Consider the following 23,206-nt stretch of genomic DNA (forward strand, 5'->3'; position numbering starts at 1 on the left):
GAGGGTCAGAGCTTCTTGCCCGGGTTGAGGATGCCCAGCGGGTCCAGCACGTCCTTGATCCCGCGCTGGATGTCCAGCACCCGGGCGCTGAGTTCGCCGGGCAGTGCCCCGCGCTTCTCCACCCCGATCCCGTGCTCGCCGGTCACCGTGCCGCCGAGCTCGACCGCCAGGCCCAGGATCCGGTCGTGCGCCTCGTGCGCGGCGGCCACCTGGGCCTGGTCGGCGGGGTCGTAGGCGATCACCGGGTGCAGGTTGCCGTCGCCGACGTGCCCGCCGGTGCCGATCGGCAGGCCGGACTGGGCGGCGATGTCGGCGATCCGGTCCAGCAGCTCGGGCAGCCGGGTGCGCGGGACCGCGACGTCCTCGTTGATCGAGCCGCCGCGGATCGCCCGCATCGCCGGGTTGAGCGCCCGGCGGGCGCGCATCAGCTGGTGCAGCCGCTCCGGGTCGTGGGCGACGTCCACCGCGAGCGCCCCGTGCTCCTCGGCGATCCGGCGGTAGGCGGCGACGTCGGCCAGTCCGGCGTCACCGGGGACGTCGGTGATCGCGATCAGCATCGCCTGCGCGCCGACCGGCAGGCCGGCCTCCGGGTCGTGGGCGGCCAGCGCGGTCAGCACCACCCCGTCGATGAACTCCAGGGTGGAGGGCCGGTGCGCCCCGGCGATCAGGGCGTTGGAGGCCTCCAGCGCGGCGGTGATCGAGTCGAAGGTGGCGGCGACCCCACGGTCCGGCCCGGGGGCGGGCAGCAGGCCGAGGGTGGCCTCGGTGACCACGCCCAGGGTGCCCTCGGAGCCGATCATCAGTCCGGTCAGGTCCAGACCGGCCACCGCCTTGACCGTGCCGGGCGCGGTCCGGATCACCGTGCCGTCGGCGAGCACCACCTCCAGCGCCCGGACGAAGTCGCGGGTCACGCCGTACTTCACGCAGCGCATCCCGCCGGCGTTGGTGGCGATGTTCCCGCCGATGGTGCTGATCGCATAGGACGCCGGGTCCGGCGGGTAGAACAGGCCCTCGGCGGCGACCGCGTCCACCAGGTCCTTGGTGACCACCCCGGGCTGGACCACGGCCACCTGGTCGACGTGATCGATCCGGTGGATCGCGGTCATCCGCTCGGTGGACAGCAGGATCGCCCCGGGCACCGCGTTCGCGCCGCCGGCCAGGCCGGACAGCAGGCCCTGCGGCACCACCGGCACCCGGTGCGCGTGCGCGATCCGGAGCACGGCGGAGACCTCGGCGGTGCCGGCGGGCAGCACCAGGGCCAGGGGGTCGCCGCTGGGCGGGGTGGCCGAACCGTCCTGGGCGCGGGCGGTCAGGCGGTCGGGGTCGGTGACGACGGCGTCGGCGGGCAGCGCTGCCCGCAGGTCGTCGAGGGCGGTGCTCATCAGGGCAGTCTCACATGGTCGGGGGTCAACTGGTCCACGGACCGCACGCCCAGCAGGCGCAGCGTCCGTGCTATCTCGGTGGTGAGGATCTGGCCGGCCCGGTTCACGCCGCGCTCGCCGCCGGCCATCAGGCCGTACAGGTAGGCCCGGCCGAGCATCACGGCCTTGGCGCCCAGGGCGAGTGCGGCGACGATGTCCGCCCCGGAGCCGAAGCCGGTGTCGACGTAGACCTCGGCCCGGTCGCCGACCGCGGCGACCGTCTCCGGCACCAGGGTGAGCGGCACCGGCGCCCGGTCCAGCTGGCGGCCGCCGTGGTTGGACAGCACGACGGCGTCCGCCCCGGCACCGACCACCCGCTCGGCGTCGGCCACGGTCTGCACGCCCTTGACCACCAGCGGCCCGTCCCAGTGCGCGCGGACCCAGGCCAGGTCGTCCAGCTCGACCGTGGGGTCGAACATGTGCGACGCCAGTTCCTCGATGGTGCCCTGCCAGGAGTCCAGGGTGGCGAACCGCAGCGGCTCGGTGGTGAGGAAGTTCAGCCACCAGCTCGGGTGCAGCGCGCCGTCCAGGATCGTCCGGGCGGTCAGGGTCGGCGGGATGGAGAAGCCGTTGCGGTTGTCCCGCAGCCGCGCCCCGCCGACCGGCACGTCGACCGTGATCACCAGCGCCTCGTACCCGGCGGCGCGGGCCCGGTCCATCAGCTCCTCGGCGGCGGCACGGTCCTTCCACACGTACAGGCCGAACCAGTTCCGGCCCTCCGGTGCGGCGGCGGCCAGGTCCTCGATCGAGGTGGTGCCCATGGTGGACAGCGTGTACGGGACACCGGTGCGGGCGGCGGAGCGGGCCACGGCGGACTCGCCCTCGTGCTGCATCATCCGGGTGAAGCCGGTGGGCGCGTAGAGGAACGGCGCCTGCGCCCGGCGGCCGAGCAGGTCGGTGCCGAGGTCGACGGTGCCGACGTCCCGCAGCACGCTGGGCCGGAACTCCACGTCCCGCAGCACCCGGCGGGCCCGGCGGATCGAGATCTCGGCCTCCGCCGCGCCGTCCACGTAGTCGAAGATCGAGCGCGGCGTGCGCCCCCGGGCGATCCGGCGCAGGTCGCCGATCGTGTACGCGCGGGACAGCCGCCGGGCCACCGGGTCGAGTTCCACCGGCCGCATCCGCAGCAGCGGCCTGAGCTCCAACCAGGTCTGCAACCGACGCGACACCAGGACACCTCCGCGGGAACCGGACGACAGGGTTCCTCGCACCGTAGCGCCGGGTCCGGTTGCCGGACCGGGACGTCTCAGAGGTCGGCCAGCTCCTGTTCCACCCGGGCGGCGGACGGCCGGGCGGTCGGTTCCAGGGCGGTCATCGCGGACAGCAGCCCGCGCCACCGCTCCGGCAGCGCGGCGGGGATCGCCGGCGCGCGCCGGGTGCGGGCATAGGCCTGCTGCACCGGGGTCCCGGTGAACGCCCGCTCGCCGGACAGCGACTCCAGCAGCACCAGGCCCAGGGCGTAGACGTCCGAGGGCGGCGCGAGCGGGGCACCCATCGCCTGCTCCGGACTCAGGTAGCCGGGGGTGCCGCGGTGGTCGACGGTGCTGGCCGGGTGGTCCCGGGTGGACCGGGCGATGCCGAAGTCGGCCAGCCGGGCGCTCGGGGCGGTCAGCGGGTCACCGGGGGCGCCGGGCTCGTCCAGGATGCCGGGCGGCAGCAGGATGTTGGCCGGTTTCACGTCCCGGTGCACCACCCCCGCCTCGTGCACGAAGGCCAGTGCCCCGGCGATGTCGGCGCCGATCCGGGCCACCAGCGGTGCGGTCAGCGGGCCCGAGCGCAGGGTCTGGGCCAGGGTCGCGCCGGGCACCAGCTCCAGCACCAGGTAGTGCCGGCCGGCGCCCGGGCCCTCCTGCACCGCGCCGGCGTCGTAGACCGCGACCAGCGCAGGGTGGCTGAACCGGGCCAGCAGCCGCATCTCCCGCTGCCGGCCGGCGTGGTTCTCCCGGGTGCCGCGGAACACCTTGAGCGCGACCTCCCGGTCCAGCAGGGTGTCGTGCGCCCGGTGCACGTCGGACATCCCTCCGCTGCCCAGCAGCGGTCCGACCCGGTAGCGCCCGTCCAGCAGCCCGCCCTCCGGCAGCGGCTCCGGCTGGACCGGCACCACCTGGTCCAACCCGCCGGAGAGCACACGGAGGCCCGCGTCGACCGTGGCGGTCAAGGGGTCGTGCGGTTGCGCAGCGGTCACCGGTGCCTCCTTCAGGACTGACACCAGCATCCCCGGCTCCGACCGGTCGCGCGCGCGGAAGAGGGTCAGTCCGGCCGGACCTGCGTCTGCGCCAGCACCGAGCGCAGCAGCGGGCGGCTGGTCTCGGTCACCGCCATCACCAGCGCGCAGCCACCGGCCAGGCAGCCGACCAGCAGCAGCAGCCCGCGCGGGTCGCTCAGCCCGGCCAGGCCGAACAGCGGGGACATCATCACCAGGGCCGCCGCGGCCGACCCGACGCCGACCAGCAGCATCGGCACCAGCACCTCCCGGCGCCGCACCCGGTCCAGCAGGTCCACCGGCGTGCCGGCCAGGACCTGCAGCGCGTACTCCCGCCGCCGGTCCAGCACCGTCGCGGCCTGGCCGATCCCGGCTGCGGCCGCCGCCACCAGGAAGGCAATCACCAGGGTGAGCATCGCGCCGCGCATCAGGTCGCCGGTGAAGGTCGCCACCGAGGTCGGGTCGCCCTTGACGATCGGTTCGTCCGAGGTGCCCGCGGTCAGCACCGGCACCACCGCGAGCGCCCCGGCGACGAACCCGGCCAGCCCGAGCCCGCCGACCACCCGCCAGGCAGCGCGCGGGTCGTCCGCCAGTCGCCGGGCCGCCAGCAGCTGGGCCGGCGTGCGTGCCCACCGGGCCTGCAACCGGCCGACCAGCCCGAGCGTCCACGGCCCGATCAGGTTCATCGTGGCGAAGCCGATCCCGAGGGTGCCGATCAGCAAGATCATCAGCGCGACCATCGGCAGCCCGCTGACCATGGTCGCGACCATGAACGACCCCATCGCCGCGACGGTCACCAGCACCCGGATCGCCCGCAGCCCGGGCGGGGTCTGGCGCCGGGCCACCCCCAGCGGCGAGACCACCACCCGGCGCAGCGACACCATCCCGCTGATCGCGGCGAGCACCGGCACCCCCAGCACCGCGGCGATCACCACCCAGGGGCCCACCCAGAGCTCACCCATGCTCAGCGGTTCACCCATGAACGGGATCCGGCTCCACACCGGCAGCAGGGCCAGGTAGCCCAGCACCCCGGCGAGCGCCCCGAGCAGGCCCTGCCAGGCGGTCTCCAGCACGGTCAGCACCACGACCTCGCGCGGCGTCACACCGAGCAGGCGCAGGGTGGCCAGCCGGGCGTCCCGCCGGGAGACGCCCAGCCGTGCTGCCGACCCGGCCAGGGTCACCAGCGGCACCATCAGCAGCACGACCGCCACCCAGGCGAAGATCACGTAGCTGGCCGACAGTTCCTCCTGGTAGGCGCCGACCGGGTTGCGGTCCCGCGCCATGAAGCCCATCAGCCCGCCGATCACGGACAGGGTCAGCGCCGTGGTCACCGCGAAGGCCGCCACCGCCAGCGCCGTGGTCAACCGGTCGTCCCGCCCGCCCGCGCTGCGCAGTCGCGGGGCGAGCGCCAGCACGGCGTTCATGCCGCCCGCCGCTCGTCGGCGACCACGCGGCCGTCCCGAACCTCGATCCGCCGGTCGCACCAGGCGGCGACCTGCGCGTCATGGGTGACCACCACCAGAGTGGCCCCGGCCAGCCGGCAGGTGGAGGTGAGTACCCGCATCACGTCGTGACCGGTCGCCTGGTCCAGTGCGCCGGTCGGCTCGTCGGCGAACACCACCTGCGGGCCGGTGATCAGGGCCCGGGCGACCGCCACCCGCTGCGCCTGCCCGCCGGACAGCTCGCCGGGACGGCGGCCCTCCATCCCGGTCAGGCCGAGTGAGGCCAGCCACTGCGCGGCCAGCGCCATCGCCTCCTTGCGCGGGGCGCCGTTCAGCATCGGCGCCAGGGCGACGTTCTCCACCGCGGGCAGCTCGGACAGCAGCTGGCCGAACTGGAACACGAAGCCGAACCGCTGCCGGCGCAGCATCGACCGCTCGCGCTCGTTCATCGCGTGCACGCCCTGGCCCTCCAGCAGCACCGCGCCGCTGTCCGGCACCAGGATCCCGGCCAGGCAGTGCAGCAGGGTCGACTTGCCGGAGCCGGAGGGGCCCATCACCGCGATCGACTCGCCCGCGCCGACGTCCAGGTCGACCCCGGCCAGGGCGACGGTGGGGCCGAACCGCTTGACCAGCCCACGGGCGGACAACCGCGCACCGGGCGGGACGGGAGCAGCGGGTGCCGGCTGCTGCGGCATCGGGGACATCGACTGAGTCATGTCGTCCAGCGTCGTCGCGGCACCCACCCGGTCGCGTCGCCTCCCGGTCGGGTCGTGGCATGCGACCACGGTCGGACCCGGGGGCGCGGGATGCCTCCGGGGCAGGACGGGCCGGTCAGCACCACGACGGACCTAGCACCCCGGCCGGACGGCGATCAAGGGCTTGCCCGAGTGAATCCCGGCACCTATAGTCCGGGATGTGGCATCGTTGCCACATCCGGTTCAGAGCGCGACAGCGGGCCCTGACGACCGGCACCGACGGCCAAGGGAGGCCCCGATGACGCAGCCGAGAGCAGACACCGCTCTGGCCGCCCCCCGCGCCCGATTCCGGCGCAGGCGACGGACCAAGGTGCCGTACAACAAGCGCGAGGCGCTCACCGGCTACTTGTTCATCTCGCCGTGGATCGTCGGGTTCCTGATCTTCACGGCCGGCGCGATGATCTACAGCCTGGTCATCTCGTTCAGCCACTACAACCTGGCGACCAACACCGCCACGCCGGCCGGGCTGGACAACTACGCGCAGCTGTTCAGCGACCCGCGGGTGGCGACCGCCCTGGGCAACACGCTGTTCTACGCGGTGCTCGCGGTACCGCTGGAGATCACGGTCGCCCTGTCGCTGGCCGCCCTGCTCAACCAGGCCGGGCGCGGCGCCGGGTTCTTCCGGACCATCTACTACCTGCCGAAGATGACCCCGGCGGTGGCCACCGCGGCGGTGTTCTTCCTGCTGCTGAACGGAAACACCGGCGCGATCAACCGGTTCCTGCGGATCTTCGGGATCGAGGGCCCGCAGTGGCTGGTGGACCCGTCCTGGATCAAACCGTCGATCGTGCTGATGACCCTGTGGGGCGTCTCCGGCACGATGGTGATCTTCCTGGCCGCACTCAAGAACGTGCCCAGGGAGTTGTACGAGGTCGCCGAGCTGGACGGGGCCGGGCCGATCCGCCGGTTCCGCAACATCACGCTCCCGATGATCTCCTCCGCGATCTTCTTCAACGTCATCGTGCTGTCGATCGCAGCGTTCCAGGTGTTCGACCAGGCCTACCTGCTGTTCTGGCGGGACCAGTCGAACTCGTCGCCGGAAGCCTCGCTGTTCTACGCGATCTACCTGTTCCAGCAGGCGTTCCGGCAGTTCAACTTCGGATTCGCCGCCGCGATGGCCTGGTTGCTGTTCGTGATCATCATGATCATCACCGCCATCCAGATGAAGTTCGGCAACCGATTCGTCTACTACGAGGGCGGGGACAAGAACTGATGGCTGCCACCACGCCCGTCCGCCCGGTCCCCGGACCGCCTCCGGACGACACCCAGCACGGCGAGGGCCCCACCGATCCGGGCAACCGCCGACCGACCCGTCGCCGCTCCGGGGGCACCGGTCGCCGCATCCGCCGCGGCCTGGTCGTCGCCGCGCTGATCGCGATGTGCTTCGTCTTCCTGTACCCGTTCGCCTGGCTGCTCGCCGCCAGCTTCAAGGGCCGCGGACAGGTCTTCGACAACTCGCTGTGGCCCAGCACCTTCAACTGGCAGAACTACGTCCAGGTCTGGGACGAGCTCCCGCTCGGCAACTGGATGATCAACAGCGTGTGCATCGCGACGCTGGCCGCGGTGACGGTCGCGGTGTCCAGCTCGCTGGTCGCCTGGGGCTTCGCGCATTTCCGGTTCCCGGGCCGCGGGCCGCTGTTCGGCCTGGTGCTCGCGACGATGATGCTGCCCGGCGCGGTCACGATGATCCCGATCTACCTGATCTGGAAGGAGCTCGGGTTCCTCGGCACCTGGGTCCCGCTGTTCGGCGCCAACCTGTTCGGCTCGGCGTTCTACATCTTCCTGCAGCGGCAGTTCTACCTGGGTCTGCCCCGTGAGCTGTTCGAGGCGGCCCGGATCGACGGGGCCAACCACTGGCGGATGTACTGGCGGATCGTGTTCCCGCTGTCCCTGCCGTCGTTCATCATCGTGCTGCTGTTCGAGTTCCAGGCCTCCTGGAACAACCTGCAGTCCGCGCTGATCTACCTGAACGCCGGCGGTCCGGAGGGCTACACCGCTCCACTCGGTATCGCCTATGCCATGACCAAGTACAGCCCGACCGCGGGCGGGCAGGGCGACTACCAGTTCGTGATGGTGGCATCCCTGCTGGTCACGCTGCCGATGCTGGCGCTGTTCGCCTTCGGCCAGCGGTACTTCATCGAGGGTGTCGCCACCCAGGGCCGCAAGGGCTGATCGGCGCCCCACCGTTGTCCGCCTGACCCTGCCGGAATGTGGCATCGTTGCCAGATCGGGTGATCCTGTGACCTCCCAGACCACCGCCGTCCCCCGCCGTGCGTCCGTCCTTCCCCTCGACGGCGGGGGATGGCTGGTGCGCGAGGCGCTCGGCGACACCTGGCAGTGGTACGTGGAACGGTCGCCCCAGGCCGGGAACAACGCCGCCGACGCCGCGCGGGTGGCCGCCGCGACGCCCGGATGGTGGCCGGCCACCGTGCCCGGTTCGGCGGTGACCGCCCTGGCCGCCGCCGGCGAACTCCCCGACCCCTACCGGGGCCGCAACAGCCGGGCTGCCGAGTGGACCGGCAGCCGGTCCTGGGTGTTCGCCCGGGGGGTCGACCTGCCGCCGACCGCGCCCGGCGAGCGCGTCGTGCTGGAACTGGACGGCATCGACCCCTCCGGCACCGTGTTCTGGGACGGGCGGCGGATCGGCCGGGTGGACGGTCTCTACCACTCGCTGCGGATCGAGCTGCCCGACCCCACCCCCGGACCGCACCGGCTGGCCGTGGTGGTCGACCCGCTGCCCGAGTCGCAGCCCCAGGTCGGCCGGACCGAACGGGTCCGGGTGCACCGGCCCCGGGTCACCGAGGGCTGGGACTTCTGCCCCCGGCTGCCGCACCAAGGGCTGTGGCGCTCGGCCCGGATCGTGATCGACCGGGTGCAGCTGGCGGAGCTGACCGTGCGCACCGAGCTGGACCCCGCGGGCGACGGGACGGTCCGGCTGGCCGGGGCGATCGAGGTCGGCGACGACGGCCCCGCCGCGATCGAGGTCGCGGTGCTGGACCGGGACGGCCGCGAGGTCGCGCACACCGTGGTCGAGCCGGCCGCGAATGGACCCGTCCGGGCCCTGCATCCGACGGTGCCGGTCCCCTCCCCCGCGCTCTGGTGGCCCCGCGGCCTCGGCGACCCGGTCACCTACACCGTCCGGGTCCGCGCGACCGGCGGCACCCGCGACCTGTGGCGCGGCACCGTCGGCTTCCGCACCGCCCGGCTGGTGGCCAACACCGGCGCGCCGGACGGCGCCCTCGGGTACACCGCCGAGGTGAACGGCCGGCGACTGCCGCTGGTGGGCTGGAACTGGGCCCCGGCGGATGCGCAGTACGGCGCCCTCCGGCCGGAGCGGGTCCGGCACCTGGTGCAGCTCGCCGCGGACTCGGGCGCCCGGCTGCTGCGGGTCTGGGGCGGCGGGCTGGTCGAGACCGAGGAGTTCTACCAGGCCTGCGACCGGGCCGGGCTGCTGGTCTGGCAGGAGTTCTCCCAGTCGTCCTCCGGAATGCAGAGCGCCCCGGCGACCGACCCGGAGTTCGTGGCGATGCTGCGCCGGGAGGCCCGGGCCGTTGTGCCGCCGCGCACCCACCACCCGAGCCTGCTGCTCTGGGGCGGCGGCAACGAGCTGGACCTGGACGGCATCCCGCTGGACGAGGACCGGTCGCCGGCGCTGGCCGCGCTGCGCGAGGAGGTGGCCCGGCTGGACCCGGGACGCTCCTGGCTGCCGACCTCGCCCACCGGCCCCGCGTTCCATCACCGGGCGGATGTGATCGCCGCCGCCCCGGAGGACCAGCACGACGTGCACGGCCCGTGGGAGCACCAGGGCCTGACCGGGCAGCAGGCGCTGGCCGACTCCGGCACCTGCCTGGCGCACACCGAGTTCGGGGTCGAGGGGATGGCCAACCGGCGGCTGATGGACCACCTGGTCCCGGCCGAGGACGTGTGGCCGCTGGACCGGTCCAACCCGGTGCACCGGCACCTGGGCGAGTGGTGGGACAACGCCCCGCTGGTCGCCGAGTGCTTCGGCGGCCGGCTGACCGGGGTGGAGGCGTACCGCCGGGCGAGCCAGCACCTGCAGGCCACCGGCCTGGCCTACGCGGTGGAGGCGGACCGGCGGCGCTGGCCCCGGTGCTCGATGGTGCTGCCCTGGCAGCTCGCCGAGTCGTACCCGAACACCTGGTGCACCGCCGTCGTCGACCACCTGGGCGATCCGAAACCCGCATACCACGCCGTCGCCCGCGCCTTCGCCCCGGTGCGCGCCACCCTGCGCACCGCCACCACCGCCTGGGACGGTCGTGCGGCGGCGGAGGCCGAGGTCTGGCTCTGGTCGCAGGAGCCGGTGGCGCCGGGATCGACCGTGCTGGCCCGGCTGCGCACCGCGGACGGCGATCTGCTCGCCGAGCGGCGCTGGACCGTGCCGGAGACCGTGACCGACCCCCGCCCGGCCGGCTCCCTGCGCTGCCCGGCCGCCGACCTGCCCCCGGCCACCGTGCTGCTCTGGGAGGTGGACTGGACCGCCGCCGACGGCACCCCGCTGGACCACGAGCTGGTGGTCGCCAGCTCCGCGCCGGACCTGACCCCGCTGCTCGACCTTCCGCCGGCCACCGTGCGGGTGCGGACGCAGGCCACCGGCCCGGACGCCGCGACCGTCACCATGCAGCACCTGACCGGGCCCGCGGTGGTCGGGCTGACGCTGCTGGACACCCGGCCGGCCGGCGCGCCGGGCTGGACCGTGATCGACGGCGACCCGCGGCCCCTGCTGCCCGGCGAACTGCGGCGGCTCGCGGTGCGGTGGACCGACACCGACCCCACTGCCCCACGCTCCCTGGCCGTCGAGGCGTGGAACCTCCCGCCGCAGCCCGTGGATCTGCCCGACACCGACCGCCCCCACCCCGAGGAGCCCCGACCGTGACCCGATCCTTCCCGCCCGACTTCCTGTGGGGTGCCGCCACCTCCGCCTACCAGATCGAGGGCAGCCTGGACGCCGACGGCCGCGGCCGGTCGGTCTGGGAGGAGTTCGCCGCCCGCCCGGGCGCGGTCGAGGGCGGTGGCGACGGGTCGTGGGCCTGCGACTCCTACCGCCGGTGGCGCGAGGACGTGGACCTGATCGACGAGCTCGGACTCGGCGCGTACCGGTTCTCGGTGAGCTGGTCCCGGGTGGTGCCGGACGGGCACGGCCCGGTGGAGAGCCGAGGGCTGGACCACTACGAGCGGTTCGTGGACGCGCTGCTGGACCGCGGCGTCGAGCCGGTGCTGACCCTGAACCACTGGGACATGCCGCAGGCGCTGATGGCCGACGGCGGCTGGGTGGGACGGCGCAGCGTGGACGCCTTCGCGCACTACGCCGACGCGGTCGCCGCCCGGCTGGGCGACCGCGTGACCTGGTGGGTGACCCAGAACGAGCCGTGGATCATCTCGCTGCTCGGCTACCAGCTCGGGCTGCACGCCCCCGGGGTGGCCGACCTGGGCGCCTCGGTGGCGGCCGGGCACCACGTGCTGCTGGGCCACGGCGCCGCGGCGGACGCGATCCACGCCCACGCCCCCGCCGCCCGGACCGGCTGCGCGCTCAGCCTGTTCCCCTGCGACCCGGCGACCGAGTCGGTGGCGGACGCCGCGGCGGCGGACGGCTCGGACGGCTACGTGAACCGCTGGTACCTGGACCCGCTGGCCGGCCGTGGCTACCCGGACGACATGCGCGCGCACTACGAGCGGGCGCTCGGCCGGTCCCTGGACGACGTGATCCGGCCCGGCGACACCGAGGCGATCGGCGGGCGGCAGGACTGGATCGGCGTGAACTACTACACCCGCCGGGTGATGGCCGCCGGGCCGATCGACGCCGCCCACCCGTTCCCGTGGCGGGTGGTCGGACCGTCGGGCGACGTGCCGCGCACCGACGAGGGCTGGGAGATCGTGCCGGACTCGCTGCGCGACCTGCTGCTGCGCCTGCACCGCGACTACCCCGGCACGCCGCTGATGATCACCGAGAACGGCGGGGTGTTCGGCGACGGGCCCACCCATGACGGCCGGGTGCACGACGTGCGGCGCACCGATCTGCTGCTCGGCCACCTGCGGGCGGTGCACCAGGCGATCGAGGCGGGCGCGCCGGTGGCCGGGTACCTGCACTGGTCGCTGCTGGACAACTTCGAGTGGTCGCTCGGCTACCGGCCGCGGTTCGGGCTGGTGCACGTCGACTACCCCACCGGCCGGCGCACGGTGAAGGACTCCGGGCACGTCTACGCCGGCATCGCCCGGACCGGCGCGCTGCCCGACCACCTGCCCGAGATCGCCCCGTTCGGCTGACCCCGCCACCGACCCGAGGACACCATGCGCATCACCACCGATCCCCGCCGGCCCGGCGTGCAGACGATCACCGCCGCCGGCTACCGCGTCGAGCTGCACAGCGACCCGCCCAGCGCGGTGCTGTCCGACCCGGACGGCCGGGTCTGGTCCCGGCTCAGCCTGCTCGCCTCGGTGGACCGGGTGGGGGCGGTGGACGAGTCGGCCGAGGTCGGCGCGCCCACCGTGCACCCGCTCGACCCCTCGGCGGACCCCACCGATCCCGGCCGGGTCGCCGCGGTGGAGATCCGGTCGGCCGCCACCAGCACCGCGTGGCGGCGGCGGGAGACCCGGTTGCGCTGCCTGCCCGACCGGCTGGAGCTGACCGTCGAGGTCGAGGGCGAGGGGCTGCTCACCGACGTGCGGCTGCTGGGCGGCCGGGCGTTGCTCGCCTCCGGCGCCTGCGGGATGTTCCGCTCCTCGATCGACCACGCCTCGGTGTTCGTGCCCACCCCGACCGAGCCGGTGGACCTGGTCCGGCCCGCCGCGAGCCCGGCCACGCTCGGCGTGCTGGGCGACGCCGCACCCGGCCGGCTGCACGCGGTGTTCTCGCCGCCGCCGCTGTGCCTGGTGCTCGGCCGGGAGCGTGCCGGGTCGGCGCTGGACGTCCCGGCCGGTGACTGGCTGGCGCTCGGGCTGGCCGCCCCGGTGGACCAGCTCCGGCTGGTCGAGCTGCGCTACCAGCCGATGGACAGCGGGTTCCTGCTGGAGCTGGACCACGACGCGCACACCCGGGTGGCCGGGACCTGGCGCAGCCCGGCGCTGGTGCTCCGCCCGGCGGCCGACCCGTGGCAGGCGCTGGCCGACCACCGCGCGGATCTGCTGCGCGCGGGTGCCCCGGCCGGACCGGCCGCCCCGGTGGCCGACTGGTGGTCGGAGCCGATCTTCTGCGGCTGGGGCGCCCAGTGCGCCCGGGCCGCCCACTCGGCCCTCGACGGGGACCCCGCCGGACCGGAGAGCCAGACCGCCGGACCGCCGACCGCCGCCGATCTGGCCCGGCAGGACGTGTACGACGAGCTGCTCGGCCACCTGGCGGCGCACCAGGTGGTCCCCGGCACCGTGGTGATCGACGACAAGTGGCAGCTCGCCTACGGCACCGGCGAACCCGACCAGGCGCGCTGGCCCGATCTGCGCGCCTGGATCGCCGCCCGGCACGCCGCCGGCCAGCGGGTGCTGCTGTGGTGGAAGGCCTGGGACGCCGAAGGGCTGCCGCCCGAGGAGTGCCTGGTCACCCCGGACGGCCGCCCGGTCAGCGCCGACCCCGCCGGCCCGGCCTACCGGGACCGGGTCCGCCGGGTGGTGCACCACCTGCTCGGCCCGGACGGGCTGGACGCCGACGGATTCAAGGTCGACTTCACCCAGCGCGGGCCCGCCGGTCACGCCCTGCGCCCGGGCGACGGCACCGACCCGTGCGCCGGCCCGTGGGGGGTGGCGGCCGTGCACGCCCTGCTGGCCGACCTCTACCGCGCCGCCAAGGACGCCAAGCCGGACGCCCTGGTGGTCACGCACACCCCGCACCCGGCCTTCGCCGACGTGTGCGACATGGTGCGGCTGAACGACGTGCTGGAGCGCGACACCCGGGGCGTCCTGGTGCCGCTGGCCGACCAGATGCGGGTCCGCCGCCGGATCGCCGGGGCGATGCTGCCCGGACACCTGATCGACACCGACCAGTGGCCGATGACCGACCTGGCGCAGTGGCGGGAGTACGTCGGGGCACAGGCCGAGGGTGGGGTGCCCGCGCTGTACTACGCGGAGCGGATGGACCGATCCGACGAGCAGCTGACCGCCGACGACCTGGCCCTGGTCGCCCAGCTGTGGCAGGAGTACCGCGCCGGGGACCGGTCATGACCGGCACCGAGGTGGTCGTGGTCGGCGCCACCTCCGCCGGGGTGTGCGCCGCGGTCGCCGCCGCCGAGGCCGGTGCCCGGGTGGTGCTGCTGGAACCCGGACAGCACGTCGGCGGGATGACCTCCGGCGGGCTGGGTTACACCGATGTCGGGGACGTCCGGGTGCTCGGCGGGATGGCGGCCCGGTTCCGCGCCGAGGTCGCCGCGCACTACGGCGTGCCGGTCGGGGCCTATGCCGGGCCGGAGCCGCATGTCGCCGAGCTGATCTTCCGCCGCTGGCTGGACCACCCGGGGATCGAGGTGCGGCACGGGGCGACCGTCGAGTCCGCGGAGGTGGTCGACGGGGTGATCCGGTCGGTGCGGACCACGGACGGCCGGACGGTCGCCGGTGGGGTGTTCGTGGACGCGAGCTACGAGGGCGATCTGCTGGCGCTCGCCGGGGTGCCGTTCGCGGTCGGGCGGGAGGACCGGTCGCTGTACGGCGAGGAGTTCGCCGGCCGCCGGGAGCCGGTGCCCGGCCGGCACGCCTTCCCGGGCTGGGTGTCCCCCTTCGCCGCCGACCCCACCGGTGAGCAGGCCGGTCCGGTGCTGCCGCAACTGCGGGACGTCCCACTCGCCCCGGTCGGCTCCGGTGACGGCGGCGTGATGTCCTACGGCTACCGGCTGTGCCTGACCACCGCGGCGGACCGGCTGCCGATCACGCCCAGCGCCGGCTACGACGAGGGCTACTGGGAGCTGGGCCGGCGGCTGTTCCGGCACTGGTCCCGCACCGGGTACGAGCCGCCCGCCGGACACCTGCTCGGCCTGGAGCCGAACCTGCCCGGCGGCAAGGCGGACGGCAACTCGCTCGGGCCGTTCTCGCTCAGCGTGCTGGACGGGTCGGCGTGGGAGTACCCGACCGCCGATCGGCAGCGCCGCGAGGAGATCCGGCTGCACCACCTCCGGCACGCCCAGGACCTGCTCTGGTTCCTCGGTCACGACCCGGCCGTACCCGCCTCGGTCCGGGCCGAGCTGTCCCGGTGGGGACTGCCGCGGGACGAGTTCGCCGACACCGGCCACCTGCCGCACCAGCTCTACGTCCGGGAGGCGCGGCGGATGATCGGCGAGCTGGTGCTGACCGAGCACGACCTGCGCCGCCCGGCCCGCTGGCACGACGTGGTCGCGATGGGGTCGTACCACCTGGACATCCGGGAGGTGCAGCGGACCTGGCGCTGGGTGCACGAACATCCCCGGCCGGTGGCGATGGTGGTCACCGAGGGCTACCTGTCGGTGCCGGTGCCCGCCTACCCGATCCCGTACCGCGCGCTGGTGCCCCGGTGGGAGGACTGCGCCAACCTGATCGTGCCGGTCTGCCTATCCGCCTCGCACGTGGCGTTCTCCTCGGTGCGGATGGAACCGCAGTACCAGATGCTCGGGCAGGTGGCGGGGCTGGCCGCGGCGCGGGCGGTCGCCACCGGCCGGGCGGTGCAGGCGGTGGACGTGACGGACCTGCAGGACCGGCTGCGGGCGGCGGGACAGGTGCTGGCGCGCTGACCCGGCCGGACCCCGTGACTCCGCCGCCTGGGATCGATACCATTCCGGGATGAGCCCCGTCACAGAGATCGCCCCCGGGGTGTTCCGGATCGCGGACACCTGCCAGGTCTACCTCGTGCGGGCGGAGCAGCCCGCGCCGGACGGCAGCCGCACCGCGGTGGCCATCGACTTCGGCTCCGGCCTGGTGCTCGACCACCTGGCCGAGCTCGGTGTCGACCGGATCACCGACGTCCTGATGACCCACCACCACCGCGACCAGGGTCAGGGCCTGCCGCGTGCGGTGCAGGCCGGTATCGCGATCCACGTCCCGCCGGTCGAGCGCGAGCTGTTCGAGGACGTGGGCGAGATGTGGCGCACCCGGCGGGTGATCAACGACTACAACCTGCGCCAGGACCGGTTCTCCCTGCTGGACCCGGTGCCGATCGCCGGCGTGGTCCCGGAGTACCGCACCGGCCACTACGGCGGCATCGACGTCCAGGTGGTGCCCACCCCCGGCCACACCACCGGCTCGGTGACCTACATCGTCGAGCGCGCCGGGAGCCGGATCGCCTTCACCGGCGACCTGATCTACGCCCCCGGCAAGGTGTGGTCGCTGGCCGCCACCCAGTGGTCGTACACCGAGAACGAGGGCCCGGGCATGACGGTGATGTCCTGCTACCTGCTGCTGGACGAGCGGCTCGACCTGCTCGCCCCCTCGCACGGCGAACCGATGACCGACCCCACCCACGCGCTCGGCCTGCTGGCCCGCCGGATGAACGACTACGTCGACTCCCGCCGCCCGCGCCCCTGGGATCTGCGCAAGCGACTCGACGAGCCGTTCCGCCGGCTCACCGACCACCTGCTGATGAACGTGTCCAGCAACTCGTGCTCGTACGTGCTGCTCTCCGACGACGGCGCGGCGCTGTTCATGGACTACGGCTACGACATGACCACCGGGCTGCCCTCCGGCGGCGACCGCGCCTCCCGCCGCCCGTGGCTCGCCTCGCTGCCCGCGCTGCGCCGCGACTTCGGGGTCGACCGGGTGGAGGTGGTGCTGCCCACGCACTACCACGACGACCACGTCGCCGGGATCAACCTGCTGCGCGAGGCCGAGGGCACCGAGGTCTGGGCACCGGCGAATGTCGCCCCGGTGCTCACCGACCCCGGTCGGGAGGACCTGCCCTGCCTCTGGTACGACCCGATCCCGGTGGACCGCTCGCTGCCGCTCGGCGAGACGTTCAGCTGGCACGAGCACCGGATCACCGTGCACGAGCTGCCCGGCCACACGCTGTACGCCGCGGCCTTCGAGTTCGAGGTCGACGGGGTGCGGGTGCTGGTCACCGGCGACCAGCAGACCGGCACCAGCATCCCGGGCGAGGAACGCGAGATCCTCAACTACCAGTACCGCAACCTGTTCCGGATCACCGACTACCAGGACAGCGCCGCGCTCTACCACCGGGTCGCCCCCGGCCTGATCATCACCGGGCACTGGCAGCCGCGCTGGGTGGACCAGGCGTACCTGCAGATGCTGACCGAGGAGGGCGACGAGCTGGTCCGGCTGCACCACGACCTGCTGCCGCTGGACGAGCTCGACCTCGGCGCGGACGGGCAACTGGCCCGGATCGCGCCGTACACCTCGGCCCTGCCCGCCGACCGGCCGGCGCCGTTCACCGTCACGGTGCGTAACCCGTACGCCGAGGGGCGGACGGCCACCGTTCACCCGGTGCTCCCGCTAGGCTGGCGCGCGTACCCCGACCGGGCCACCGTCGACCTGCCGCCATCCGGCCAGGCGACCGTCGACCTCGAGGTGGTACCCACGGGTCCCGCGGCTCGACGCCGGCGTTGGGCGGTCGACGTGAGCATCGGCGACCTGCACCTCGGCCAGCATGCCGAAGCGCTCGTGGACATTCGGCAGGGCTGACGAGACGGGGCGGGAAGCAGCAGTGGTGGAGCAGTGAGGGACGCGGTCACTCCGGGGATGAAGACCGAGGCCGCGACCGCGGGCCGTCGCCCCACCATCAAGGACGTGGCCGAGGCCGCGGAGGTCTCCCGCTCGACGGCGTCCCGCGCCCTGACCGGCCGCGGTTACGTCGCCCCGGCGGTCCGCGAACGGGTGCGCCGCACCGCCCAGACCCTCGGCTACGTGCCGGACGTGCTGGCCCGCAACCTGCGCCAGCAGGTCTCGCGCTCGATCGGCGTCCTGGTCTCCGACCTGCGCAACTCGTTCTACGCCGACCTGGCCAGCGGGATCAGCCGGCAGTCCCGGCAGCGCGGCTACGCCATGATGCTCGCCGACGACCACGGCTCGGTGGCCGCCGAGCTGGAGGCCGCCGAGACCTTCGTCGCCCTGCGGGTGGCCGGGGTGATCCTGACCCCGCTGTCCGCCGAGGTCTCCGAGTACCTGGGCCGGCACCAGATCCCGGTGATCGAGGTCGACCGGCAGTTCGCCGAGGGCAAGCAGGACGCGGTGGTCGTCGACAACCGGGCCGCCGCCGAACGGGTGACCTCCCGGCTGCTCGGGACCGGTCACCGGCGGGTGGCGCTGCTCATCGACGAGATGGACTGGACCACCGGCCGCGACCGCCTGGTCGGCTACCGGTCCGCGTTCCACGCCGCCGGCATCCCCGCCGACGACGCCCTGGTGATCCGCTCCGGCTGGGACGTCGGCGCCGCCCAGGAGGTCGCCCGCGGACTGCTGTCCACCCCCGACCGGCCCACCGCGGTCTTCGCCGCCAACAACGTGCTCGCCGAGGGCGTGTGGCGCGCGGCTCAGGACCTCGGGCTGCGCATCCCGGAGGACATCAGCCTGGTCTCCTTCGACGACGCACCCTGGATGACCATGGTCCGGCCCGGGGTCACCGCGGTCGCCCAGGACGCGGTGGCGCTGGGTGAGGCGGCCGTCGCGCAGATGTTCCACCGGATCGAGAACCCGGCCTCCCCGGCCCGCACCGTGATGCTGTCGGTGTCCGTGGAGCAGCGCGGCTCGACCGCCCCGCCCGCCACCGCCTGACGCGGGGGGGCCGGGCCTTCTCGCCCCGCCGCACCGGCTCCCACCGGCTGCGCCGCGCTGCCATCCCCCGCCGGGGCGTTCCCACGGCCATCCCCTTCGCCACCCGGAGCCGCCCCGCGCCAGTCCCCATCTCCACCCGCCGGGCTGCCCTGCCGCCACCTCCGGAGGCACCCACCCGCGGGGCTGCCCTGCTGCCACCCCCGGACGCGCCCACCCGCGGGGCTGCCCTGCTGCCACCCCCGGACGCGCCCACCCGCCGCCCCCGCTCGGCGAACCCCACACCCGCCTCCCCCGCCCCGGCCTTCGGGCCGCGAGGGTGAGGGTGTGTGCGCAGCCGGATCCACGGTTGTGGTAGCCACACTCCAGATACCCGGATCCGGCGGCCCCGCACCCCGCCCGCCGGCGCTCGTGGCCCGAGTGGAGGTCGGCGCCACGAGGTGAACTCCCACCCGGTCCGCGCCCCGATCCGACTGTGAGGGTGGCGTCGTCGCGGGTGCGCGAACCTCCCGCGGCGCCTGCCCCCGGACGGCCCGTCCGAACCGTCCGCCCAGCCCTGCCGCCCCCAGCCCTGCCGCGCCCAACCCTGCCGCGCCCAACCCTGCCGCGCCCAGCCCTGCCGCGCCCAGCCCTGCCGCGCCCGACCCAGCCCCGCCCAACCGTGCCGCGCCCGACCGCCCGGCCGTCCCCATCTCGCCGAGGTTGCACGAATGCACGCCTCCCGCCCTCTGAGGCGTGCATCCGTGCACTCTCGGCGTCGAAGCAGAAACACCCGCGCCCTGCACTCGATCCCAGGTCGGGTGCAGCTCCGCGCCCGCGGCGCGACTCCCCTACCTACGCCGACACCCGGCTGGTCAGCCCCGATCACTTGACGCTCCCTTGGGCCGACTCGTACTCTGATCTGGAATCGATCCCAGATACGGCCTCACATCGCCCGGGATCGTCGACGTGCAGCTCCCCGCACGCCACAGGGGTCAGGAGGACGTACATGACGACCGACGCATCGCCCGCCCACGGCGTGCGCGCTGAGCGGGGCGGTGAGTCGGTTCCCGGCGCGCCCGTGCTCGCCCTCGACATCGGCGGCACCAAACTCGCGGTGGCCGTGGTCACCCCCGACGGCGAGGTGCACGGCCTCCAGATCCGGCCCACCCACCGCGATCAGGGACCGCAGGACGTGATCGCGCGGCTGTTCGCGATGGGGCACGACGCGATCGCCGCCGCCGGGCTGGGACCGGTCGCCGCGGTCGGCATCGCCTGCGGCGGCCCGCTCGATCCGCCCTCCGGACTGCTGCAGTGCCCGCCGCACCTGCCCGGCTGGGTGGACGTGCCGATCGGCCCGATGGCGGCCGAGGAGTTCGGCGTCCCGTTCGCCCTGGAGAACGATGCCTCCACCGCCGCGCTCGCCGAGCACCGGTACGGCGTGGGCCGCGGCGTCGATCACCTGGTGTACCTGACCATCTCCACCGGGGTCGGCGGCGGCGTCATCCTGGACGGCCGGCTGCACCGCGGTGCGGCGGGCAACGGCGGCGAACTCGGCCACATCACGGTCCGCCCGGGCGGTCGGCAGTGCTCCTGCCGGCGCCGGGGCTGCCTGGAGGCCTACGCCTCGGGCTCCTCGATCGCCGCCCGGGCCGCCGACGCACTGGCCGACCACCCCGAGTCGGCACTGGCCGCGCTCCCGGCGGTGACCGCCGCCGACGTCAGCACGGCCGCGGCCGCCGGCGACCCGCTCGCCCGCCGGCTGTGGGACGAGACCACCGAGCTGCTCGGCAGCGCGGTCACCGACCTGGTCAACGTGCTCGAACCCGACCTGGTGGTGCTGGGCGGCGGGGTGACCCGCTCCGGCGCCATGCTGCTCGACCCGATCCGCGCCATCGTCGCCGACCAGGCGATGGGCCCGGCCGCCCGCGCCGCGACCGTGACCCTGGCCGGCCTCGGCGACGTGGTGTGCGTCGTCGGTGCCGGGGTGATCGCCCTCGACCTGCTGGCCGCGCACCCCTCCGATCCCACCCCGACTCCCCCGACGGAGACCGCCCATGTCTGAGGACTGGCTGCACGCCCAGCTCACCGCCCACCGCGACCTCGCCGAGTCGATGACCGGCCTGTCCGAGCAGGTCCGCGCCGCCGCGGTGCTGGTCCGGGACACCTTCGCCGGTGGCGGGACCGTCTACACCTTCGGCAACGGGGGCAGCGCCGCGGACGCCCAGCACCTGACCGGCGAGCTGATCGGGCACTACAAGCGCGACCGCCGGCCGCTGCCCACCGTCACGCTGAGCACCGACCCGACGACGATGACCTGCATCGCCAACGACTACGACTACGACGACGTCTTCGCCCGGCAGGTGCAGGCACTGGCCAAGCCCGGTGACCTGGTGGTGGCCTTCACCACCAGCGGCCGGTCGCCGAACGTGGTGCGCGCCCTCGCCGCCGCCCGGGCCGCCGGGGCGACCACCCTGCTGCTCGCCGGGTCCGGTGGCGGCCCCGCCCGGGAGCACGCCGACCACCTGCTGCTGGTCCCGTCGGACGCCACCGCCCGGATCCAGGAGATGCACACCTTGGTGTTGCATGTGATCAGCGAGATGGTGGACGCCTGGGCCGCCGACGAGGTGCCGACCGCCTGACCGCCCACCCGCACCAGCGAGAGACGGGACCGCGCATGGACAACGGAGTACTGCTGCGCCCGGCCGGGTCGCCGGCGCCCGGACCGGTGGTCGGCGCCGTGCCGCACGTCGTGCAGATCGTGCACCGGGACGGCCGGGTCGAGCCGGTGACCGGATCGCCGGCCGGTCCGGGGACGTTCGCCGGTGCGGCCGGGGGGTTCCACGCCACCGCGACCTGGGCCGAACCGGACCCCACCGGCCGGATCGAGGTGCGGCTGGACCTCGAGCACCGCGGCACCGCCGGCACCGAGGCGTCGATCCGGGTGCAGGTCCTGCTGCCCGCTGCCGATCAGGCGCCGTGGTGGCTGCTGCCCGGGCTGTTCTACGGCGAGAACCGGCCCGAGGACTGCGACCGGCGGTTCCCCCGGTTCGAGGTCGGCGCCCGCGACCCGGAGGGCATGGTGAGCGACCACTGGGAGTTCCGCGCCGACCGCGCCGCGACCCCGGCCGTGTTCGCCTGGGCCGGTCCGGGCGGGGTGGCGCTGATCGGCCCGGAGACCACCCCGCTGGGGATGACCGGACTCGGCTTCGCGCACGACGCGGCGACCGGGGTGGGCAGCGTGCACCTGACGTTCCCGTTCCGGGAGGACCCGGTCTCCTACACCGGCTCCGGCACCCCCGCCCCGGCGGAGACGACCACCCACCGGTGGGACGCCGGAGAGCGGGTCACGCTGCGGTTCTCCGTGCACGCCCTGGGCCCGGACCGGCACGGCTACGCCCCGGTGCTGCGTGCCGAACACCTCCGCACCCGCGCCGGGTCGCCGCTCGCGCCCTGGGTGGACATCGAGCAGGCGGCGGAGCTGGCGGCCGAGGGGCTGCACCGCTGGCACTACGCCGAGCCCGGCGTGCTGCTGGAGACGGTCGGCTTCGACCGCGAGGTCAGCGGCCAGGACGGCCGGAGCGTCGACCGGCAGGCGATGCACGTCGGCTGGGTCAGCGGCATCCCGTGGGCGCACGCGATGCTGGTGCACGGCCGCCGCCGGGCCAAGCCCGAGGTCGCCGACGCCGGCGCCCGGGTGATCGACTTCATCTGCGACCACCTGTCGCCCTCCGGCACGTTCTGGGGCGTCTGGTACCGGGAGCACGGCTGGTCGCAGAGCTGGTCGCCGACCCGGGATCTGCTGCACTCGCGCACCCTGGCCGAGGCCAGCCTGTTCCTGCTCCGCTCGCTCGAACTGGGCGCCGACGTCCGGGCCGCCCACCCCGGCTGGGTCAGCGCGCTGCGGTCGAACCTGGACGTGGTGGTCGCCCGGCAGCGCGCCGACGGCAATCTGGGCTCGGGCCACCACGCGGTGACCGGCGAGGTGCTGTCCTGGCGGGGCGCCGCCGGCCTGACCTGGGTCGCCGCACTGGCCGAGGCGGAGCGCTGGGACGGGCCGGGCGGTGCGGACGGCGCCTACCTGGCCGCCGCGATCCGGGCCGGCGAGCACTACGCGCAGTTCGTCGACCGGGAGTTCATCCACGGCGCGCCGGAGGACGTCGACCTGGCGCCCACCTCGGAGGACGGCTACCTCGCGGTGATGTCCTACCTGGCGCTGCACCGCCGCACCGGGGAGCCGCGCTGGCTGGACCTGGCCCGGCGTGCGGCGGACTGGATGTTCACCTTCCGCTACAGCTACAACACCCGGTTCGCCGAGGGCACGATGCTGGAGCGCTACCGGTTCGCCACCCGCGGCGCCGACACCGCCTCCCCCTCCAACCAGCACCTGCACGCCTACGGGCTGATCTGCACCCAGGAGCTCGGCGAGCTGTCCGCCGCCACCGGCGACCCGTACTACGCCGAGCGCGCGGTGGAGGCGCTGGCCTGCTTCCGGCAGATGGTCGCCCGGTTCGACGGCGACATGAACGCCTACCGGGGGATGGTCAGCGAGCGGTACTACCAGACCGCCTGCTTCCAGCCGAAGGGCATGCTGCTCACGCTGTCGCACGCCTGGTCGGTGGGGGTGCTGCTGCTCGGCTGCGAGCAGGCCCTGCGCCAGCCGGTGCTGCTGGCCGACCCGGTCTAGCCGTACTGACCAGGACCGTCGCTGACATCAAGACG

16 protein-coding genes are annotated in these 23,206 nt (G+C 74.4%); 11 read left to right on the forward strand and 5 right to left on the reverse strand.

Annotation, left to right across the window (positions count from 1 at the left end; translation table 11 throughout):
- Positions 1-5: 5 nt before the first annotated feature.
- The 5 genes from HGA03_RS10890 to HGA03_RS10910 form a co-directional block, all read right to left on the reverse strand.
- A complete protein-coding gene (locus tag HGA03_RS10890) occupies positions 6-1,382 on the reverse strand; it encodes an FAD-binding oxidoreductase (RefSeq protein WP_168630275.1) in 1,377 nt (458 codons plus the stop codon).
- On the reverse strand, positions 1,382-2,590 hold the full coding sequence (locus HGA03_RS10895) for an alpha-hydroxy acid oxidase (protein ID WP_275407613.1): 1,209 nt from the start codon (positions 2,588-2,590) through the stop codon (positions 1,382-1,384). The genes HGA03_RS10890 and HGA03_RS10895 overlap by 1 nt, the downstream gene beginning before the upstream one ends.
- 77 nt (positions 2,591-2,667) lie before the next feature.
- Complete coding sequence (locus HGA03_RS10900) at positions 2,668-3,606, reverse strand: serine/threonine-protein kinase (RefSeq protein ID WP_168630276.1); 939 nt, start codon at positions 3,604-3,606, stop codon at positions 2,668-2,670.
- A 65-nt stretch (positions 3,607-3,671) separates the two neighbouring features.
- Positions 3,672-5,048 (reverse strand): FtsX-like permease family protein, encoded by a 1,377-nt coding sequence (locus HGA03_RS10905; RefSeq protein ID WP_168630277.1) that lies wholly within the window; start codon positions 5,046-5,048, stop codon positions 3,672-3,674.
- Entirely contained in the window at positions 5,045-5,782 is a 738-nt protein-coding gene (locus tag HGA03_RS10910; RefSeq protein WP_168630278.1) for an ABC transporter ATP-binding protein, read from the reverse strand. Before HGA03_RS10910 ends, HGA03_RS10905 begins: the two co-directional genes overlap by 4 nt.
- A gap of 277 nt (positions 5,783-6,059) precedes the next feature.
- Between HGA03_RS10910 and HGA03_RS10915 the strand changes: the two genes are divergently transcribed.
- From HGA03_RS10915 to HGA03_RS10960, 11 genes are all read left to right on the forward strand, one after another.
- Positions 6,060-7,034, forward strand: a complete 975-nt coding sequence (locus tag HGA03_RS10915) for a carbohydrate ABC transporter permease (RefSeq protein WP_168630279.1) — start codon at positions 6,060-6,062, stop codon at positions 7,032-7,034.
- Positions 7,034-7,993: a carbohydrate ABC transporter permease gene (locus HGA03_RS10920; RefSeq protein WP_168630280.1), complete on the forward strand. Its 960-nt coding sequence runs from the start codon at positions 7,034-7,036 to the stop codon at positions 7,991-7,993. Before HGA03_RS10915 ends, HGA03_RS10920 begins: the two co-directional genes overlap by 1 nt.
- Positions 7,994-8,060: 67 nt before the next feature.
- Positions 8,061-10,715 (forward strand): glycoside hydrolase family 2 protein, encoded by a 2,655-nt coding sequence (locus HGA03_RS18465; protein WP_203767657.1) that lies wholly within the window; start codon positions 8,061-8,063, stop codon positions 10,713-10,715.
- The gene (locus HGA03_RS18470) at positions 10,712-12,103 is read left to right on the forward strand and encodes a GH1 family beta-glucosidase (RefSeq protein ID WP_203767660.1); all 1,392 of its coding nucleotides are present in this window, start codon (positions 10,712-10,714) and stop codon (positions 12,101-12,103) included. The genes HGA03_RS18465 and HGA03_RS18470 overlap by 4 nt, the downstream gene beginning before the upstream one ends.
- A gap of 24 nt (positions 12,104-12,127) precedes the next feature.
- Positions 12,128-13,987 (forward strand): hypothetical protein, encoded by a 1,860-nt coding sequence (locus HGA03_RS10930; protein WP_168630281.1) that lies wholly within the window; start codon positions 12,128-12,130, stop codon positions 13,985-13,987.
- A complete protein-coding gene (locus tag HGA03_RS10935; protein ID WP_168630282.1) occupies positions 13,984-15,519 on the forward strand; it encodes an FAD-dependent oxidoreductase in 1,536 nt (511 codons plus the stop codon). The genes HGA03_RS10930 and HGA03_RS10935 overlap by 4 nt, the downstream gene beginning before the upstream one ends.
- Positions 15,520-15,568: 49 nt before the next feature.
- Positions 15,569-17,419: an MBL fold metallo-hydrolase gene (locus tag HGA03_RS10940; protein ID WP_168630283.1), complete on the forward strand. Its 1,851-nt coding sequence runs from the start codon at positions 15,569-15,571 to the stop codon at positions 17,417-17,419.
- 57 nt (positions 17,420-17,476) lie between these two features.
- Positions 17,477-18,508, forward strand: coding sequence for a LacI family DNA-binding transcriptional regulator (locus HGA03_RS10945; protein WP_168630284.1), 1,032 nt, complete (start codon positions 17,477-17,479; stop codon positions 18,506-18,508).
- 985 nt (positions 18,509-19,493) lie between these two features.
- A complete protein-coding gene (locus HGA03_RS10950; RefSeq protein WP_168630285.1) occupies positions 19,494-20,549 on the forward strand; it encodes an ROK family protein in 1,056 nt (351 codons plus the stop codon).
- Positions 20,542-21,126, forward strand: coding sequence for a D-sedoheptulose-7-phosphate isomerase (locus tag HGA03_RS10955; protein ID WP_168630286.1), 585 nt, complete (start codon positions 20,542-20,544; stop codon positions 21,124-21,126). Before HGA03_RS10950 ends, HGA03_RS10955 begins: the two co-directional genes overlap by 8 nt.
- A gap of 35 nt (positions 21,127-21,161) precedes the next feature.
- Positions 21,162-23,171, forward strand: coding sequence for a YyaL domain-containing protein (locus HGA03_RS10960; protein ID WP_168630287.1), 2,010 nt, complete (start codon positions 21,162-21,164; stop codon positions 23,169-23,171).
- The last annotated feature ends 35 nt before the right edge of the window (positions 23,172-23,206 follow it).

It is taken from the genome of Cellulomonas denverensis, assembly GCF_012396125.1.
In the GTDB taxonomy this organism is placed as follows: Bacteria; Actinomycetota; Actinomycetes; order Actinomycetales; family Cellulomonadaceae; genus Cellulomonas; species Cellulomonas denverensis.